The following is a 16532-nucleotide window of genomic DNA, read 5'->3' as shown; positions in this document are numbered from 1 at the left end:
AAAATGAAAAATAAATACGTTATTCGTATTATTACCTGCATTCTTTTAGCAATTTTACTAGTTGGCTGTGGAATAAAGAAGGACAACTCCATAGGAAATAGCGATAAAAAGACTACTGAAAATAAAGTAGAAAAAAACCCAATCGTTACTATTACAATGGAGAACGATGAACAGATTAAACTTGAATTGTTTCCGAACATTGCACCAAATACAGTCGCGAATTTTATATCCTTAGTCGAAAAGGGCTTTTACGATGGATTAATTTTTCACAGAGTGATTCCTGGCTTCATGATACAAGGGGGCGATCCTGAAGGAACTGGCACAGGAGGCCCGGGATACGGAATTAAGGGCGAATTTAGCTCCAATGGATTTGATAATGAGCTAAAGCATGAACGTGGTGTTATTTCTATGGCTAGATCACAGAGTCCGGATTCAGCGGGATCACAGTTTTTTATTATGGTTGAAGATGCTGCGAGTTTGGATGAGGAATATGCAGCTTTCGGCAAAGTTATAGAGGGACTGGAAACAGCAGACAATATCGTTAAAGTTACAACTGATCAACAGGATAAACCGACAGAAGACCAAAAAATGAAAACTGTTACCGTTGAGACCTTCGGTGAAGACTATAAAGATCCAGAAGTAATTGAAGAATAGATGGAATCAACAAAAAGTCAACTAATTATGTTGGCTTTTTTAAATTCATTTTGATATTTTAATATTTCATCTCAGGTGATAGAATTGAAAAGGTTAATAAAATATGAGGTGAAAATTATGAGTTTATGGGAATTTTTTGTTGCACTTGTGTTAGGAATAGTTGAGGGTTTAACGGAATTTGCACCTGTTTCTTCAACGGGTCATATGATTATCGTTGATGATATGTTTCTAAAGTCTAAAGAATTGTATACTCAACCAGTTGCAAATACGTTTAAAATCGTCATACAATTAGGATCAATTCTTGCAGTTGTTATTTTGTTTAGAGACCGTTTTATGGACCTACTCGGCTTAAAAAAACATGTAAATTCTGAATCTGTGGGATCAGCGAAGAAACTTAAGTTAACACAAGTCATTGTTGGTTTAATACCTGCAGCAGTACTGGGACTACTTTTTGAAGACTATATTGATGAGAATTTATTTTCGCTAGAAACCGTGCTAATTGGACTTGTTGCTGGTGCAATTCTAATGATTGCAGCTGACTTTTTACGACCAAGCACTCCAAAAGTTGAATCTGTGGATCAAATTACATATAAGCAAGCCTTGATCGTTGGGCTATTTCAATGTATATCCCTTTGGCCTGGCTTTTCACGATCCGGTTCGACAATATCAGGTGGTGTGCTTTTAGGAATGAGTCATCGTGCCGCATCTGATTTCACGTTTATTATGGCTGTGCCAATTATGTTAGGTGCAAGTGGACTTTCTTTACTTAAGAACTGGCAACACTTTACCCCTGACGCTCTTCTATTCTTTATCGTTGGTTTTATTAGTGCCTTTGTCGTTGCTTGGATATCGATTCGATTCTTCCTAAAGTTGATTAACAAAATTAAATTAGTACCTTTTGCGATATACCGAATTGTACTTGCAGCAATTATCTTTTTTGTTTTTGTTGTTTAACAGTATAGCTAAAAGAGGACCCCAACTAGTTTAGAAACAGTTTACTAGTTGGGGTCCTCTTTTTTATAGTATCACAAAGTTTATTATAAAGTATGCGTTTCGCCAGCTCCGACGCATAGGATGTGCTAGTGCAGTCATGGCGATTGACGTCGCGTTTTTGACTGCCTCGAGATCATAAGTCTGACCAAGGTGCCCCGCGCTTTTTTAAAAAGATAAGAAAATATAAGTTTTTTGTACTTAGTTTTTGTGTCTAGCGCAAGGCGCCATCGGCTCTATGGTCTAAGCCAATCCGTCCAGAAGGTTAAAGAACAACCTTCCAGCCGGCTCGTCTTATGCTTGTCGCCGATAAGGGCGCCTTGCGCTTTTCTTATCCAAAATCGTATTTTCTTAAGTAGGCATTCACCTATTCATTGAAAAACACATAAGCTAAAAATGTAAACGTTACAGAAAGGGTGACCTGGATGAAAGGGAAAGTTCGTAACTTTTATGCTGGTGGAAACACAGCAAAAGGTTTTTTTAGTTTATATGATTCAGCATTTGAAGGCCTAGAAAGAATATATATTCTAAAGGGTGGGCCAGGAACCGGAAAGTCCTCTTTAATGAAAGCAATAGGAGAGGAAATGGTGGGAAAGGGTTTATCTGTCGAGTATTTGCATTGTGCGTCTGACAACAACTCAATTGATGGGGTGATTATTCCATCATGTAAGGTAGGCATTGTTGATGGAACAGCACCGCATATCATTGAACCAAAAGCTCCGGGTGTAATTGAAGAGTATGTAAACTTAGGCGTTGCATGGGATTCACAAAAGCTCGCCCAGCATAAAGAAAAAATCCTAGAATTAACGGTTGAAATTTCTAACAAGTTTGATCATGCATATAAAACATTTGCAGAAGGTCTTAGACGTCATGATGATATTGAAAAAATCTATATAAACAATATGGATTTTGAGGAAGCGAACAAACTTTCGGAAGAATTAATCCAGATTTTTTATGGTAATCAAGAAGTAAGTAAAAAATCTAAGGTAAGACATAGCTTCTTAGGTGCAGCAACACCTAATGGTCCAGTCGACTATATTCAAAATTTAACCGAAGAGGTCGAGAAGCGATATTTTATAAAGGGCAGAGCTGGTTCTGGAAAATCTACAATGCTTAAAAAAATTGCAAATGAAGCAGAAAATCGTGGATTTGATGTTGAAATCTATCATTGTGGTTTTGATCCACACAGTCTAGATATGGTGATTTTACCTGAGCAAAGTATTGCCATCTTTGATAGCACGGCCCCTCACGAGTATTTTCCTAACCGAGAAACAGATGAGATTGTAGATATGTACACAAGATGTATTGCACCTGGTACCGATGAAAAATTCGCAAAAGAAATTCAAGAAACAACAGATGGATATAAAACAAAAGTGGTGGAGGGAACTGCCTTGTTAGCAGAGGCAAAAGTCCTCCATGACGAGTTAGAAAAATATTATATAGAAGCGATGGATTTTAATAAGGTTAAAGATATTAAACAAACACTATTGAGTGAAATTGAGTTGTTACTAAAATAAGCCTAGAAGGAAGGAGAAATCCCTTCCTTTTTTTGATATACAATTAAGAAATCAACTAAATTTAAGATGGACGAGCATACTATTTTATTAAAACAATTTATATTGATATAATCAGAAATGTTAACTTTATGAAGTAAATATAAAAGAACATTGCAAATAGAAGGAGAGGAAAATGTCCAGTATGAAAAACCTAAATGAAATTCCATTTTCTGTATTGGATCTTGCTCCAGTCGTGGTTGGTGGATCCGCAAGTGATTCTTTTAAGAACACATTAGATCTCGCTCAACATGCTGAGAAATGGGGATTTAATCGATATTGGTTAGCTGAACACCATAATATGTCTGGAATTGCGAGCTCTGCTACTTCGCTCGTAATCGGACATGTAGCTGGAGGTACATCTAAAATTCGTGTAGGTTCTGGTGGAATTATGCTCCCGAATCACGCACCATTAGTTATAGCAGAACAATTCGGTACATTGGAATCGTTATACCCTGGACGAATCGATCTTGGCCTTGGGCGTGCACCTGGAACTGATCAACTAACAGCACGTGCTCTCCGGCGTGAGCTTAGAAGCAATGGCGAGGACTTCCCTGAACAATTAGAAGAATTAAGATCATATCTAGGAGTTGCTTCAGAGGCTGAAACTCGTCATGTAAGAGCAATTCCTGGTGAAGGATTGAACATTCCAATTTGGTTATTAGGGTCGAGCGGTTTTAGTGCACAATTGGCTGGGAAACTAGGATTACCGTTTGCTTTTGCAAGTCATTTTTCTCCAGATCAAACATTGCCAGCATTGAAGCTCTATCGCAACAGTTTCCAACCTTCTGAAGTCCTAGATGAGCCCTATGCGACGGTATGTGCTAATGTTGTTGCTGCAGAGACCGATAAAAAGGCAGAATATCTAGCTACCTCCATGCAACAGCAATTTCTTAATCTAATTCGTAACCGTCCCGGCAAACTGAATCCCCCTGTTGAAAACATGGATGAAGTATGGAGTGATTATGAAAAATCAGCAATTCATCAACAGTTAGGTTCTTCTATTGTCGGAAGCCCGATTGTAGTTAAAGAGAAATTAGAAAACTTTTTACATGCAACACAGGCGGATGAAATTATGGTTAATGCTCAAGTTTTTGATCATTATGATCGATTGCGTTCGTATGAGATTCTTTCGGAGATTATTAAATCATAGCTCAGGTAAATGAGAACCTTTAAAATGTAAATTTTATAAAACGTAGAAATCGCCTTGACTGCTTCAAGGCGATTTTTACATATATTAAGCTATAAAAACTCAGTTTACTTGATTGCTATAAAAACTGAAAAGTGGGAAGATATAGACAGAGTATCAACTCGTAATTGTTGTTAAAAGGGAGTTCTATAATGCTTATAACTGATAATTTTTCGACTATCTTACAAAATAACCCAACTAAAATTGCGATCCAAAACGATCAAAAGAAAATTACATATAATGAACTGAATACGAGAATCAATCAAATTGCAAATGGACTTCTTTCCTTAGGGGTAATTAAACCCGTGAAAGGCACTCCAAAAGTAGCGTTGTTGCTCGATAATGGCATAGAATTTTTAGAAACTTTTCTTGCAGTTGCAAAAATAGGCTGGATTGCTGTTCCGTTCGATACGAAATGGAACTCAAATGAAATCGAAACGATTACACATAAATGCTCTCCTGATTTCCTAATTACTGAAGAAAAATACCAAAAGAATCTGAAACAAGCAGGTTCGTCTTGTTTGGTACTTTCATTTAAGAGTAAAAATAATCTTTTGAAAATGAAATCTCTAGAACAATGGATCGATTTGCAGTCCGAAATCCCACCAAAGCTAGAAATTACAAAAGACTCACTGTTTTATATGGGCTTTACATCAGGCACGACAGGTAATCCAAAGGCTTTTGTTCGTTCACATCATTCTTGGGTAGAAAGCTTTAAAGGAGGTAACATTGAATTTGAATGTAGCTCAAATGATCGAGTACTTGTTCTAGGGCCACTCGTGCATTCTCTATTTTTATATGCTGCCATACATACCCTGTTCATAGGTGGACATGTTACCTTATTAACCAAGTTTTCCCCTACGAAAACACTTGAAATACTTGAGCATGAGTCGATATCTGTCATTTATTTTGTTCCAACAATGTTCGAAGCAATCCATCAGTCTAGCAAAAAAAATCCTAATATTGCTGAATATTCATTGCAAACTGTGATTTCTTCTGGTGCAAAATGGAGTCCGAAATCCAAACAGCACTTAAAAGAAATCTTTCCAAATGTGAATATGTATGAATTTTATGGGGCATCGGAATTAAGTTTTGTTACGATTCTAGACCCTAAAGGAAACGAAGAAAGACCTGATTCTGTTGGGCGCCCGTTTCATAACGTCAAAATAGAACTCCGAGATCCAAATAATCAGGTAGTTAAGGATGGGGAAGTCGGAAAATTATATGTGCAAAGTGAGTATATATTTTCTGGCTATTATCAAAACGAAGCAGAAACTGCATTAGTTATCAAAGATGGTTGGGCGACAGTAGGTGATATGGCAGTAGTTGATAAAGATGGGTATATAACAATTGTAGGACGAGAAAAAAATATGATCATTTATGGTGGACTCAATATTTATCCAGAGGAAGTAGAAAAAATACTTCTACACTTACCTGAAATTGATGAGGTTATCGTGATTGGTGTTTCTGATTCTTATTGGGGAGAAAAAATCACGTGTGTCGTTAAATTTAAGGAAAATCAGCTTTTGAGTGATCGTGAACTAAAAGCATACTGTCGCAAACATCTTGCTGCATATAAATGTCCGCGCGATATAGTAACAGTCGATTTTTTCCCCTACACATCTAGTGGAAAAATAGCAAGAAAACGTTTAAAAGATTGGCTAGAAAATGGGATGAACGATTATTATGAATAAAGCTGTGATTGTAAAAGCAAAAAGATCCCCTATCGGCAAAAAGGGCGGCATTTTAAAAGACCTTAGGTGTGAAACACTTGCAGCAACTGTCATAAAAAATATTATAGAAGAATGTCAATTAGATCCTGAAGAAATAAGCGATGTTATCCTCGGCAATGCAGTCGGCCCAGGTGGGAATATTGCTCGTCTCTCATCACTTTCGGCAGGACTTCCTGTTCATGTCCCAGGTCTCACAATTGACCGTCAATGCGGTTCAGGGTTAGAGGCAATTAACCTTGCCGCAAGATTCGTTCAAGCAGGTGCTGGTGATATTTATTTAGCAGGTGGAGTTGAAAGCACTAGTACAGAACCGATCAAAATTGATTATCAAGATTTTAAAGTAGGAAACCTAGAAATCATTAAACGAGCTCGATTTTCCCCTGATGAGATTGGTGATCCTGATATGGGAGTCGCAGCTGAAAATGTTGCTAGAAAATATCATGTATCACGTGAAGATCAAGATTCATTCGCTTTGAGGAGTTATCAAAAAACAATTCAATCTATACAAAACGGGAATTTCTATGATGAAATCACTCCTTTTTTATTAACCGAAGATGGGTGTGAAACGAGAAGTGATGAAACCCCAAGAGAAAAGGCGAATTACGAAAAAATACTAAAACGTTCACAACCTGTTTTTGACCAAGATGGAACAGTTACTGCTGGAAATTCTTGTTCAGTTAATGATGGAGCGTCAATCGTTCTCGTCATGTCAGAACAAAGAGCAAAGCAGCTAGGATTGAAACCTATTCTTTCATTTATTGACTCGCAAGCAACGGGAGTAGATCCAAATTACCTCGGGATAGGTCCTGTAGCAGCAGTTCAAAAACTACTAGCTAAAAATCAAAAAGAAATAAATGACATAGATCTTGTAGAGTTTAACGAAGCCTTTGCTGCACAAGTTGTTGCCTCTACTAGAGAATTAAGTATCCCATATGAAAAATTAAATGTCGGTGGAGGAGCTATTGCCTACGGTCACCCATATGGTGCTTCAGGGGCAATATTAGTGACCCGTTTATGCAAAGAAATGCAAAATAGAAACTCAAAAACTGGACTGGCAACCCTTGGGATTGGTGGGGGAATTGGCTTGGCAACACTTTTTGAGCGTTATATATAAATAGTTTTCGGATGGGATAGTCCTCTGTTTAGAGAGGTGTGCAAAGGAAAATGCTCATCACCTTAATTGTTAACCATTTTAATATATTGGTTGACATTAGATTCTCTTACTTGTTAAAATAGTCTTATATTTTAGCAAAAGGACTGATACATAAAATGAAAACTAAAGAAATGATGTACGTATCATTATTCACTGCTATTGTTGCAGCGTTAGGAATTCTACCTCCTGTTACATTACCTTTCATTCCTGTTCCAATAACTGCCCAAACACTAGGAGTTATGCTTGCTGGAACAGTTCTAGGTGCTAGGTTGGGGGGACTAAGTTTACTCGTATTTTTATTACTTGTAATAGCAGGTGCACCAGTATTATCAGGTGGACGAGGTGGTTTAGGTGTAATCTTTGGACCAAGTGGTGGCTTCATTTTAAGCTGGCCAATATCTGCTTTTGTGATTGGCTTACTAATTGAAAAAACAGTACCGCACTTAAATTTTATTAAAGTGCTCGGCATTAATATTATAGCTGGAATTCTACTAGTCTACTTAATTGGTATACCTTGGATAGCGGTAATGACAAACATTTCAATAACACAAGCAGCGATCGGTTCTGCGATTTTTCTACCGGGTGATCTTATCAAAGCAGCTATTGTGTCATCGTTTGCTCCACAATTGATTAAAAGACTGAATTTAAGGAAATGAAAGTGATTATTATACGTAAAAAGCACTCCAACTTGGGAGTGCTTTTTACGTATACAAGTAGAAGTTAATGTTTAAGCAGATCTTTTTCGTTATTTTCAAACCAGTGATATGATAATCATACAATTAAAGTTAAAGAGGTGCTGAACATGAAAATTGAAGTATGGTCTGACTATGTTTGTCCATTTTGTTATATAGGGAAACGTCGTTTGGAGGCAGCATTAGAACAGTTTCCACATCGAGATAAGGTAGAGGTTACATTTAAAAGCTTTGAATTAGATCCTAACTCTAGTTCAGAAACGAATCTTTCTATTCATGAAGTTTTGGCAAAAAAATACGGGACTTCAGTAGAACAGGCTAAAAAAATGAGCGAGGGAGTAGGACAACAAGCTACGACCGTGGGTTTAAACTTTAACTTTGATGGCATGAAGCCAACTAATACATTTAATGCTCATCGTCTTGCTAAGTTTGCAGAAACAAAAGGCAAAGAAGCTGAAGTCACAGAAAGTTTGTTAAAGTCTTATTTTATCGATTCTAAACACATTGGGAATCTCGAAACACTTCTTCAGATTACACAAGATGCAGAGTTAAACAGAGAAGAAGTGGAATTGTTATTAAGTGGCACGGAATTTGAAGAAAGTGTACGTGCTGATGAAGCGGAAGCAAGAGAAATTGGTGTCCAAGGTGTACCATTTTTTGTGTTAAATCGTAAATACGCAATATCTGGCGCACAACCTACAGAGGTTTTTCTTGAAACTTTACAAAAGGTATGGGAAGAAGAGAACACAAAAACGCCTCTACAGACTATCACTTCAAAAACTGAATTAGGTGCGACATGTACTGACGATGGTTGTGAAGTGTAAAAAGAATTTATCAATTGATAATAACGCTTGGAAGATATTGGATCCAAGCGTTTTTTTTTATTGTTTAGAAAATTATAAAATTCTTGTACTGTGGATAACGTTTCTGCATCCAGCTCCAGCGCCTAGCCCCGACGCACAGGACGTGCTAGTGCAGTCAATGCGACAGGATGTCGCGTTTTTGACTGCCTCGAGGTCATAAGTCAATTATAAATTGAAGGTAAAGAACACCTTCTATTTATAATCGCCTTATGCTATGCCTAAGGCTGTTCAAGGCGCCCCGCGCTTTTGTTCTGTTCTGATGGATTATCGCTTATTTACTAAAAGTTGGTTCTAATGAGTCTTTTCCATAATAGAATTAGTCTAATTGGGAACTCTAAGAAAAATACATTGTCTATAGGTGAATGAAATGAAAATGTTATGCATTGATGGTGGTGGTATTCGTGGTGTGTTTGCTGTTGCCATCTTACAAGCCTTAGAGGAAGAGTATGGACACCCAGTTGGAGAACTTTTTGACGTTATTGCGGGAACGAGTACCGGTGCGATAATCGCAGCATCCGTTGCTTTAGAAAAGAAGATGAGCGTTGTTCACGAAAGGTATAAAACGTACGGAGAAAAAATCTTTGTTAGGCAAGCAAAGGTTGGTTTATTTAAGAGTATTTATAGTGATCGCTATTTACGCCGATTTTTTCAAAAAACGTTCGGTGACTTAACACTAGCTGATATCGGGAAGCCCCTATTAATTCCAGCTGTTGATCTTACCCATGGAAAGCCATATGTACATCGATCAAATTACGGCCCAAAAGCAGGGGATTTAACGATAAAGCTTTGGGATGCTGTTCTTTCTTCCTGTTCTGCACCTGTTTATTTTCCTCCTAATAATATTAAAAATCAATACTTATCGATTGATGGAGGTATGTGGGCGAATAACCCCTCTTTAGTCTGTGTAACAGAGGTACTTCATCACTTTAAGAAGAATATAAATGAAATGAAAATTTTGTCTCTTGGGACAGGACTACAGAAGATTTCATTTCCGATCGAAAATAATAAATACTGGGGTGTTAAGCACTGGCTACCCTTCCACTTCCCATCAATGAAAGTAACGCCAAAATTGCTCGATTTAGCTCTCAACTTGTCATCAGAATCGGTTTCCTATCATTGTCAGCATCTTTTAGGAGACAACTATCTCCGAATAAATGAGGAGCTTGGCGAAGAAGTACCATTTGATGAAGTGAAATTCATGGACGGGCTTAGTATGTTAGGAAAGCAAGTTTTGACAGAGCAACTAGATGAGGTTAAGAGGTTTTTAGAGAATGAATAAAAAGATAACCAACGGGTTACCGTCTTGTTTTATAATTGACAGGTAAGGGTATTATAAAACTATTCTTTGTTCTGAGCCATTGTGATAGTAATTAAAAAACAGGGGGATTGCACCTTGAATTTAACACCAGAGCAACGCATCTCGTTACACGGATTTAATAACCTTACAAAATCATTGAGTTTTAATATGTATGACATATGCTACACAAAAACTAGAGAAGAACGGGAAGCCTACATTGAATATATTGATGAGCAATATAATGCAGAACGCCTAACGAAAATTCTGAAAAATGTTGCGGATATCATTGATGCTCACGTTTTAAATATCGCCAAACAGGATTATGTACCACAAGGAGCGAGTGTAACGATTCTTGTCTCAGAGGGACCTATTGTTGAGGTCCCAAACGAATCACTTGAGGAATCTCCAGGTCCACTTCCAGACTCTGTTGTTTGCCAATTAGACAAAAGTCATATTACAGTTCATACATATCCTGAATTTCACCCATTTGAGGGAATTAGTACATTCAGAGCGGACATTGATGTATCTACCTGCGGAGAAATTTCTCCACTTAAAGCCTTAAATTACCTGATCCATTCTTTTGAAACGGATATCATGACACTCGACTATCGAGTAAGAGGGTTCACTAGGGATATAAAAGGTAAAAAGCTGTTTATTGATCATGACATCAATTCAATACAAAATTACATCCCAAAAGAAGTAGCAAACTTGTATGACATGATCGATGTAAATATTTACCAAGAAAATATCTTTCATACGAAGTGCAAGTTAAAAGAATTTGATATCAATAACTATTTATTTGGCTATACAAAGGAAAAGCTTGATCCAAAGGAAGTAGAAGAAATTACTGAAAAAGTAACGATTGAGATGGATGAAATATTTTATGGGAAAAATATCAATTCTTCCTCATATGAATGATGAATCTATCACATTCTAGATGCAAATGACGATCTAAGAAAAAGAAACCTTCCTTGGTAAAGGATCTAATTAACAAAGCGGAGCAGTTCTAAACTGCTCTTCTTTTCTGTTATTTTCATTGTTAACTATCGAATTAAGTTATAATATAAATCAAATCACCAGTTTGCATGATAGTAGAATACACATTAAGAAAGCTAGGGGACATTATGGAAAGATTAAGATCATTATGGAAAGCAATTAAACGCTTTTGGAAAAACAGACATATTAATCAAATTCTTTTACTATTATTATTAGTTCTATTCTTACTATCAATCCTCTTTTTTGCTTTCATGGCAAGTCAAGCAAATGTGAGTTCGTTAAAAGAAGGTTTAAGTCAATCAACCGTGATTTATGATAAAAATGAAGAAACGGCCACTGCAATCACAACAAACCGAACAGAGGGAATTGAGATTGATGAAGTGCCGGATCACGTTCCAAATGCCATCATTGCAATCGAAGATGAACGCTTTTATAAACACAATGGCTTTGATATTAAAGGAATGGCCAGAGCCTTTTTCAATAATCTGTTTGCTGGACGGATTACCGGTGGTGGAAGCACAATTACCCAACAGCTCACTAAAAACGCGTTACTGTCATCAACTCAGACATATAAACGCAAAGTCGAGGAATTGTTTTTAGCAGTGGAAATTGAAAAGCATTATTCAAAAAATGAAATTCTGCAAATGTATGTAAATCAAGTTTATTTTGGAAGTGGTGCATGGGGAATTAACCAAGCGTCAAAGAAATACTTTAACAAAAACATCGAGAACATTAGTATAAGTGAAGCAGCACTTCTAGCTGGTTTATTGAAAGCACCTTCAGCTTTAGATCCTTATAATAACTATAAAGCTGCAATGGAAAGACGAAATCTTGTTTTAAATAATATGAATGAAATGGGCATGATTTCAGATTCAGAATACAAAAACGCCAAAATAGAGAAAATTGAATTAAAAGATGGTGGCGGAAGCACTATTAAGCGCGACTTTCCTTATTATGTTGATGCTGTTTTAGATGAAGCGATTAACAAGTACGGATTATCTCAAGATGAAATTTTAACAAGGGGATATCGTATTTATACTGAACTTGATCAAAACATTCAAGCTTCCCTTGAGGATGTCTATAAACAAGATCGTCTTTTTCCACGTGATAAAGGAGGTGCAATGGTCCAAAGTGGAGCAGTGCTTTTGGATCCAAGCACCGGAGGAGTTCGTGGACTCGTTGGTGGAAGAGGCGATGCTGTATTTCGTGGGTTTAACCGTGCCACACACATAAAAGCACAGCCTGGATCAACAATGAAACCATTAGCTGCATATACGCCAGCCCTTGAAGAAGGATATGAGATCGATTCAATTCTCAAGGATGAGCCAATTGTTGTCGGAAGCTACAAGCCTGAGAACTTTTCAAAAACCTTTGGTGGAGATGTTCCTATGTATAAAGCATTGGAACACTCGTTAAATGTTCCGGCTGTATGGCTTCTAAATGAAATTGGTTTAGAAAAAGGCCTTGACGCTTTGAATCGCTTTGGAATTTCAGTGGATGAGGAAGATAAATACTTAGGAATTGCTCTAGGCGGCATGCATAAAGGGATTTCTCCGCTAGAGTTAGCTGAGGCTTATTCAGCATTTCCGAATCAAGGAAAAAGAAATGATAGCCATTTTATTACGAAAATCGTGGGTCCAACTGGTAATATTATAACTGAACACAAGGGTAAAACAACAAAAGTAACATCCAAAGCTGTAGCAAACGACATCACATCAATGCTTTTAAATGTTGTTGAAACAGGGACAGGTAAAGAGGCAAGTATATCAGGTGTTCAACTTGCAGGTAAGACCGGATCAACTCAGCTTCCTTATAGCGATATTGATGGAACAAAAGATCAATGGTTTGTCGGATATACGCCAAATCTCGTCGGATCAATATGGCTAGGATATGATCAAACAGATAGAGAGCACTATTTATCTGGTAAAAGCTCTGACGATGTTGTACCAATATTTAAGAAGGTCATGGAAAAATCACTCCAATATACTGAACCAGCAGAATTTGAAGTGAACTCAGTAAATGCGATGTTAGCGGGAGAACAACAAAAGCAAGAAACAAGGAAAGCAATTAAAGAAAAAGCAGAAGAAATTGAGGGGATTGTAAAAGAAGAAAGTAAGAAGTGGCCAATCATGCTAGAACAAGCAAAGCAAGACTTTGAAAAAGTTAGTCGGCTTATTAAGGATAAGGTGCAGGAATTCGTTGAGAATTAAATAGAAATCTCTAACATTTGGAATAGTAGGAGGCTATATGACACAAAGAGATCTTGTTCAATACTATATTGTAAACAAAGAATTAAACATGTCACCAGGGAAAATAGCTGCTCAAGTCGCGCATGCTGCAACAATTAGTACACTTGATATCCTATCACCCACGTCAAGATTCGCTACACATAAAGAGGATTTTGTTGAATGGTACCAAACAGGAATGAAGAAAGTGATACTTAAGGGGCGGCAGAAAGACTTGGAGAAGTTAGAAAAACTAGAATACTATGCAATTCATGATAGCGGGCGAACAGAAATTGCATCTGGTTCATTAACTGTCATCGTATTGCCACCAATGCCAAAATCTCTTGGTAAAGAAATCGTCGGCTATCTAGCATTGTTATAAATTTTGAAATAGTATTAAATAGGTTATGATAAAGAGATTACACCCGAGGAGGACTTTACCTTGCTAACACAATCAATTTCACTCTATATTAAAGAAAACTCATTAGATCATGAACTAGCTCTCTATCAAGAAGAAAAAGAATTTGCCGAAAAGCATGAACTACTACCTGAAGGTATAAACGTCACCGTTAAAGAACCACAAACTAGATTTGTTACTTCTTACGTTGAGAGAGTTGACAAAGAGACAGAAGAGTTGATCTCAGAAGAGGCAGCAGAACTGTTTTTAAAAAAGCCAGTATCCTTTGTGAAACAACATAAAAATGAGTTCATTTACATGGAATCTCCTTGGCTCGAACTTATTAACGTGGATGCTCTTATGATTGAGCAGGATGATGTGTTCAAAAGCATTAATGTTCTTTTAGGATTGAAACTAAAGAAAAAAGTAGGAGAAAAGATAAAAAGCGTTTTATCAACTAAACTTAGTGGAAAAGAAACAAGCTATCAAATGATGTTTAACGATAAAGATGGATTATGGGATTTGAATTTCGCGCTAGATGACATAGAAGGATTCAATGAAGAATTGTCCTTTAGTGAAGTTTATGGCATGGTTTATCAGTTTTTATTTAGAATGATAGAAGAGGTTGAGGAGAACAAAAGAGAACAACCTTGATTTTTATGAATTATAAAAGCCTTATGGATTAATTCATGATCAGGTTGTAAGTTGTAACATGCAATTAATGTTAACGTTAACTTTCTCTAGTTCCATTCTTCGTATTTATTAAAGTATTTCTATTACTTTTAGAAATGTCTCGGGTGAAGGGTGACCAGCTCATCCGTAACCATCCTAATATTTCGATATTCTTAGAATGGAACAAATAGTCATTTTCTTATTCCATTAAAGGGCCATATTCCAAACCATTTCGCACAATCTGATTCTTGTAACATCGATTTCAATAAGTCAAATAAAGGTCGGCTTCCATGTCATTGGATAATTTTCAAACGAATTAATAGGCACAATCCTCATCCTTTTTCATACAATTATAAAATTGTATGGCAACAAATTCAAATCCATAAATTCTTTTAAAATTTTTTACTCGTATTTTCACGAACGAGTGTTTTACTTAAATAAGGAGTAGAGCCTTTTCTTATTCAAGTAACGAGCAGTGTTGTATAATTAGGAAAACTGTTAAAATAGCCATAAAAGAAAAAAACTTAAGGAGAAAAGATAATGTTAAATTCTGATTTGGATATACGCTTAGAACCACGCATTAAAGAATTATACCAATTACATAAGGAACGTTCTGCAAATATTGACTGGAGCTATCACGAATTTATTCCATGGGACAAGGCCATGTCCTTTAAACGAGTTCCTTGGGATGAGAGTCAAGTAACTCTTCCAGAAGGTGTAATTGTAGCGATAGAAACAGCATTACTTACAGAAGTAAATTTACCTTGGTATACTTCGCATTTGGATTATACATTTAAAAATGCAATGGAAGTAATAAATGATTTCGTACGCACTTGGACGGCTGAAGAAGACCAGCACTCTAACTTACTTGAAACGTATTTATTGGTGACACGAAACGTAAATCCTACAAGATTGCATGAATTAAGAAGACGAGTAGTTGAAAGTGGTTGGTTTCCAGACTTCACTAACCCTCTAGCAACAATGGCCTATACTTCATTGCAAGAGTTAGCCACACTAGTTTTTTATAATAATGTAGCTAAAATAGCGAGTCCACACGACAAAGATTTAGCAACATTACTTCGACGTTTAGCGAAAGACGAAGCACTTCATTATGCATTCTATCGCGACACAGTGAAAGCACATCTTGAACTTGATCCTAATTTCATTGTTTATTTTGAGAATGTAATTATTAATTTCTCTATGCCAGGCGCCGTTATGCCAGACTATAGCGATAGAATGAAAACCATTGCAATAGATGCGAATTATGGCCCACTACAATACTTTGACCAGGTATTAGATGTAATTGTGACTTATTGGGATATTGCTAACTTACAACCTACTAGCGAAGATGCCAAACAATCACAAGCGAATATATTGAAATATCATGGGCGTTTAAAAAGAATTAGAGATCGCCATCTAGCAAAAAAATAGATGTATGAAAGGATTTTTTATAATGAAAACAACTTGCGAAATATGTGAAAAAGAAACGAAAGATAAAGTAAGTTATTTAGAGCTTGATACGTGGGAATTTGATTTTTTAAACAAAGAGAAAAAAGATTTTTACTCTATTTGTTTTGATTGTTTTGACAAACATACCAATAATTTTATTGATAAAGAAATGGATCTTGAATTGAGAAAAAAACGTTCTCTTTCGGTAAATAGAGAGATCCAAGAAGAAATCGAGGCTATTCTTGAAATCGAAAGTTAATTCTAGTTGCAAGTTACTTAACTTAGAAAATATATGAAATAATAATTTGACTAGTTTTCAAGGAGGGATTTTTTTTTTGTCCTCTAAGAGTAAGTATACAAAGGGCTAGACCAATTATAATTCAGTTCTTCATTTTTGATAACCTACCATGGATTAACCGATGAATACCGTGGTTACTTAACTCCATTTCGGCAGCTATCAGGATTCCATAGCACAATAATAAAAAGCCAGTTTTTCTAGTTTACGGAAAACTGGCTTTTTATTTATTATATATTGAACTAATCGTTTGTGAAGAAATGTACTTAAACGAACTGGTGCTTGTGCGGCCGAGCTTAGGTCGTATCATATAGCGGGTGGGATTCCCGTCGAGTAAGAACTAGCCATTCGCTCGTAGCGAGTCTTGGAGGGCT

The 16532-nt window shown here is 36.5% G+C and carries 15 protein-coding genes; all 15 read left to right on the top strand.

Features of this window, described 5'->3' with window-relative positions; genetic code table 11:
- Positions 1 to 3 precede the first annotated feature (3 nt).
- The 15 genes from ACFFIX_RS20010 to ACFFIX_RS19940 all read left to right on the top strand — a co-directional run bounded on the left by ACFFIX_RS20010 (position 4) and on the right by ACFFIX_RS19940 (position 16122).
- Entirely contained in the window at positions 4 to 654 is a 651-nt protein-coding gene (locus ACFFIX_RS20010; protein ID WP_378937198.1) for a peptidylprolyl isomerase, read from the top strand.
- Positions 655 to 771: 117 nt separating this feature from the next.
- Positions 772 to 1608 carry an undecaprenyl-diphosphate phosphatase gene (locus tag ACFFIX_RS20005; RefSeq protein ID WP_378937196.1) on the top strand — a complete coding sequence of 279 codons (837 nt, stop codon included), beginning with the start codon at positions 772 to 774 and terminating at the stop codon, positions 1606 to 1608.
- A 461-nt stretch (positions 1609 to 2069) separates the two neighbouring features.
- Positions 2070 to 3161, top strand: coding sequence for a PRK06851 family protein (locus ACFFIX_RS20000; protein WP_378937194.1), 1092 nt, complete (start codon positions 2070 to 2072; stop codon positions 3159 to 3161).
- Between the two features lie 172 nt (positions 3162 to 3333).
- Positions 3334 to 4350, top strand: coding sequence for an LLM class flavin-dependent oxidoreductase (locus tag ACFFIX_RS19995; RefSeq protein WP_378937192.1), 1017 nt, complete (start codon positions 3334 to 3336; stop codon positions 4348 to 4350).
- Positions 4351 to 4538: 188 nt separating this feature from the next.
- Entirely contained in the window at positions 4539 to 6080 is a 1542-nt protein-coding gene (locus ACFFIX_RS19990) for an AMP-binding protein (RefSeq protein WP_378937190.1), read from the top strand.
- A complete protein-coding gene (locus ACFFIX_RS19985) occupies positions 6073 to 7233 on the top strand; it encodes a thiolase family protein (RefSeq protein ID WP_378937188.1) in 1161 nt (386 codons plus the stop codon). The genes ACFFIX_RS19990 and ACFFIX_RS19985 overlap by 8 nt, the downstream gene beginning before the upstream one ends.
- A 155-nt stretch (positions 7234 to 7388) precedes the next feature.
- Entirely contained in the window at positions 7389 to 7928 is a 540-nt protein-coding gene (locus ACFFIX_RS19980) for a biotin transporter BioY (RefSeq protein ID WP_378937186.1), read from the top strand.
- 146 nt (positions 7929 to 8074) lie between these two features.
- On the top strand, positions 8075 to 8788 hold the full coding sequence (locus ACFFIX_RS19975) for a DsbA family oxidoreductase (protein WP_378937184.1): 714 nt from the start codon (positions 8075 to 8077) through the stop codon (positions 8786 to 8788).
- A 406-nt stretch (positions 8789 to 9194) separates the two neighbouring features.
- Positions 9195 to 10106 (top strand): CBASS cGAMP-activated phospholipase, encoded by a 912-nt coding sequence (locus ACFFIX_RS19970; protein WP_378937182.1) that lies wholly within the window; start codon positions 9195 to 9197, stop codon positions 10104 to 10106.
- A 114-nt stretch (positions 10107 to 10220) separates the two neighbouring features.
- Positions 10221 to 11042, top strand: coding sequence for an adenosylmethionine decarboxylase (speD, locus tag ACFFIX_RS19965; protein WP_378937180.1), 822 nt, complete (start codon positions 10221 to 10223; stop codon positions 11040 to 11042).
- Positions 11043 to 11248: 206 nt separating this feature from the next.
- Positions 11249 to 13330 carry a transglycosylase domain-containing protein gene (locus ACFFIX_RS19960; RefSeq protein ID WP_378937177.1) on the top strand — a complete coding sequence of 694 codons (2082 nt, stop codon included), beginning with the start codon at positions 11249 to 11251 and terminating at the stop codon, positions 13328 to 13330.
- Between the two features lie 37 nt (positions 13331 to 13367).
- Positions 13368 to 13727: an aminoacyl-tRNA hydrolase gene (locus ACFFIX_RS19955; protein ID WP_378937175.1), complete on the top strand. Its 360-nt coding sequence runs from the start codon at positions 13368 to 13370 to the stop codon at positions 13725 to 13727.
- Positions 13728 to 13787: 60 nt separating this feature from the next.
- A complete protein-coding gene (locus tag ACFFIX_RS19950) occupies positions 13788 to 14396 on the top strand; it encodes a branched-chain amino acid aminotransferase (protein WP_378937173.1) in 609 nt (202 codons plus the stop codon).
- A 558-nt stretch (positions 14397 to 14954) separates the two neighbouring features.
- Positions 14955 to 15845 carry an acyl-ACP desaturase gene (locus ACFFIX_RS19945; RefSeq protein ID WP_378937172.1) on the top strand — a complete coding sequence of 297 codons (891 nt, stop codon included), beginning with the start codon at positions 14955 to 14957 and terminating at the stop codon, positions 15843 to 15845.
- Positions 15846 to 15849: 4 nt separating this feature from the next.
- Positions 15850 to 16122 carry a hypothetical protein gene (locus ACFFIX_RS19940; RefSeq protein ID WP_378937170.1) on the top strand — a complete coding sequence of 91 codons (273 nt, stop codon included), beginning with the start codon at positions 15850 to 15852 and terminating at the stop codon, positions 16120 to 16122.
- Positions 16123 to 16532 lie beyond the last annotated feature (410 nt).

The sequence above is a fragment of the Metabacillus herbersteinensis genome, assembly GCF_042433335.1.
Lineage (GTDB): Bacteria > Bacillota > Bacilli > Bacillales > Bacillaceae > Metabacillus > Metabacillus herbersteinensis.
This window is presented reverse-complemented; position numbering and strand designations above follow the sequence as displayed.

Coding starts and splice junctions, on each gene's coding strand:
- ACFFIX_RS20010 (WP_378937198.1), top strand. CDS start 4: ATGAAAAATAAATACGTTATTCGTATTATTACCTGCATTCTTTTAGCA.
- ACFFIX_RS20005 (WP_378937196.1), top strand. CDS start 772: ATGAGTTTATGGGAATTTTTTGTTGCACTTGTGTTAGGAATAGTTGAG.
- ACFFIX_RS20000 (WP_378937194.1), top strand. CDS start 2,070: ATGAAAGGGAAAGTTCGTAACTTTTATGCTGGTGGAAACACAGCAAAA.
- ACFFIX_RS19995 (WP_378937192.1), top strand. CDS start 3,334: ATGTCCAGTATGAAAAACCTAAATGAAATTCCATTTTCTGTATTGGAT.
- ACFFIX_RS19990 (WP_378937190.1), top strand. CDS start 4,539: ATGCTTATAACTGATAATTTTTCGACTATCTTACAAAATAACCCAACT.
- ACFFIX_RS19985 (WP_378937188.1), top strand. CDS start 6,073: ATGAATAAAGCTGTGATTGTAAAAGCAAAAAGATCCCCTATCGGCAAA.
- ACFFIX_RS19980 (WP_378937186.1), top strand. CDS start 7,389: ATGAAAACTAAAGAAATGATGTACGTATCATTATTCACTGCTATTGTT.
- ACFFIX_RS19975 (WP_378937184.1), top strand. CDS start 8,075: ATGAAAATTGAAGTATGGTCTGACTATGTTTGTCCATTTTGTTATATA.
- ACFFIX_RS19970 (WP_378937182.1), top strand. CDS start 9,195: ATGAAAATGTTATGCATTGATGGTGGTGGTATTCGTGGTGTGTTTGCT.
- ACFFIX_RS19960 (WP_378937177.1), top strand. CDS start 11,249: ATGGAAAGATTAAGATCATTATGGAAAGCAATTAAACGCTTTTGGAAA.
- ACFFIX_RS19955 (WP_378937175.1), top strand. CDS start 13,368: ATGACACAAAGAGATCTTGTTCAATACTATATTGTAAACAAAGAATTA.
- ACFFIX_RS19945 (WP_378937172.1), top strand. CDS start 14,955: ATGTTAAATTCTGATTTGGATATACGCTTAGAACCACGCATTAAAGAA.
- ACFFIX_RS19940 (WP_378937170.1), top strand. CDS start 15,850: ATGAAAGGATTTTTTATAATGAAAACAACTTGCGAAATATGTGAAAAA.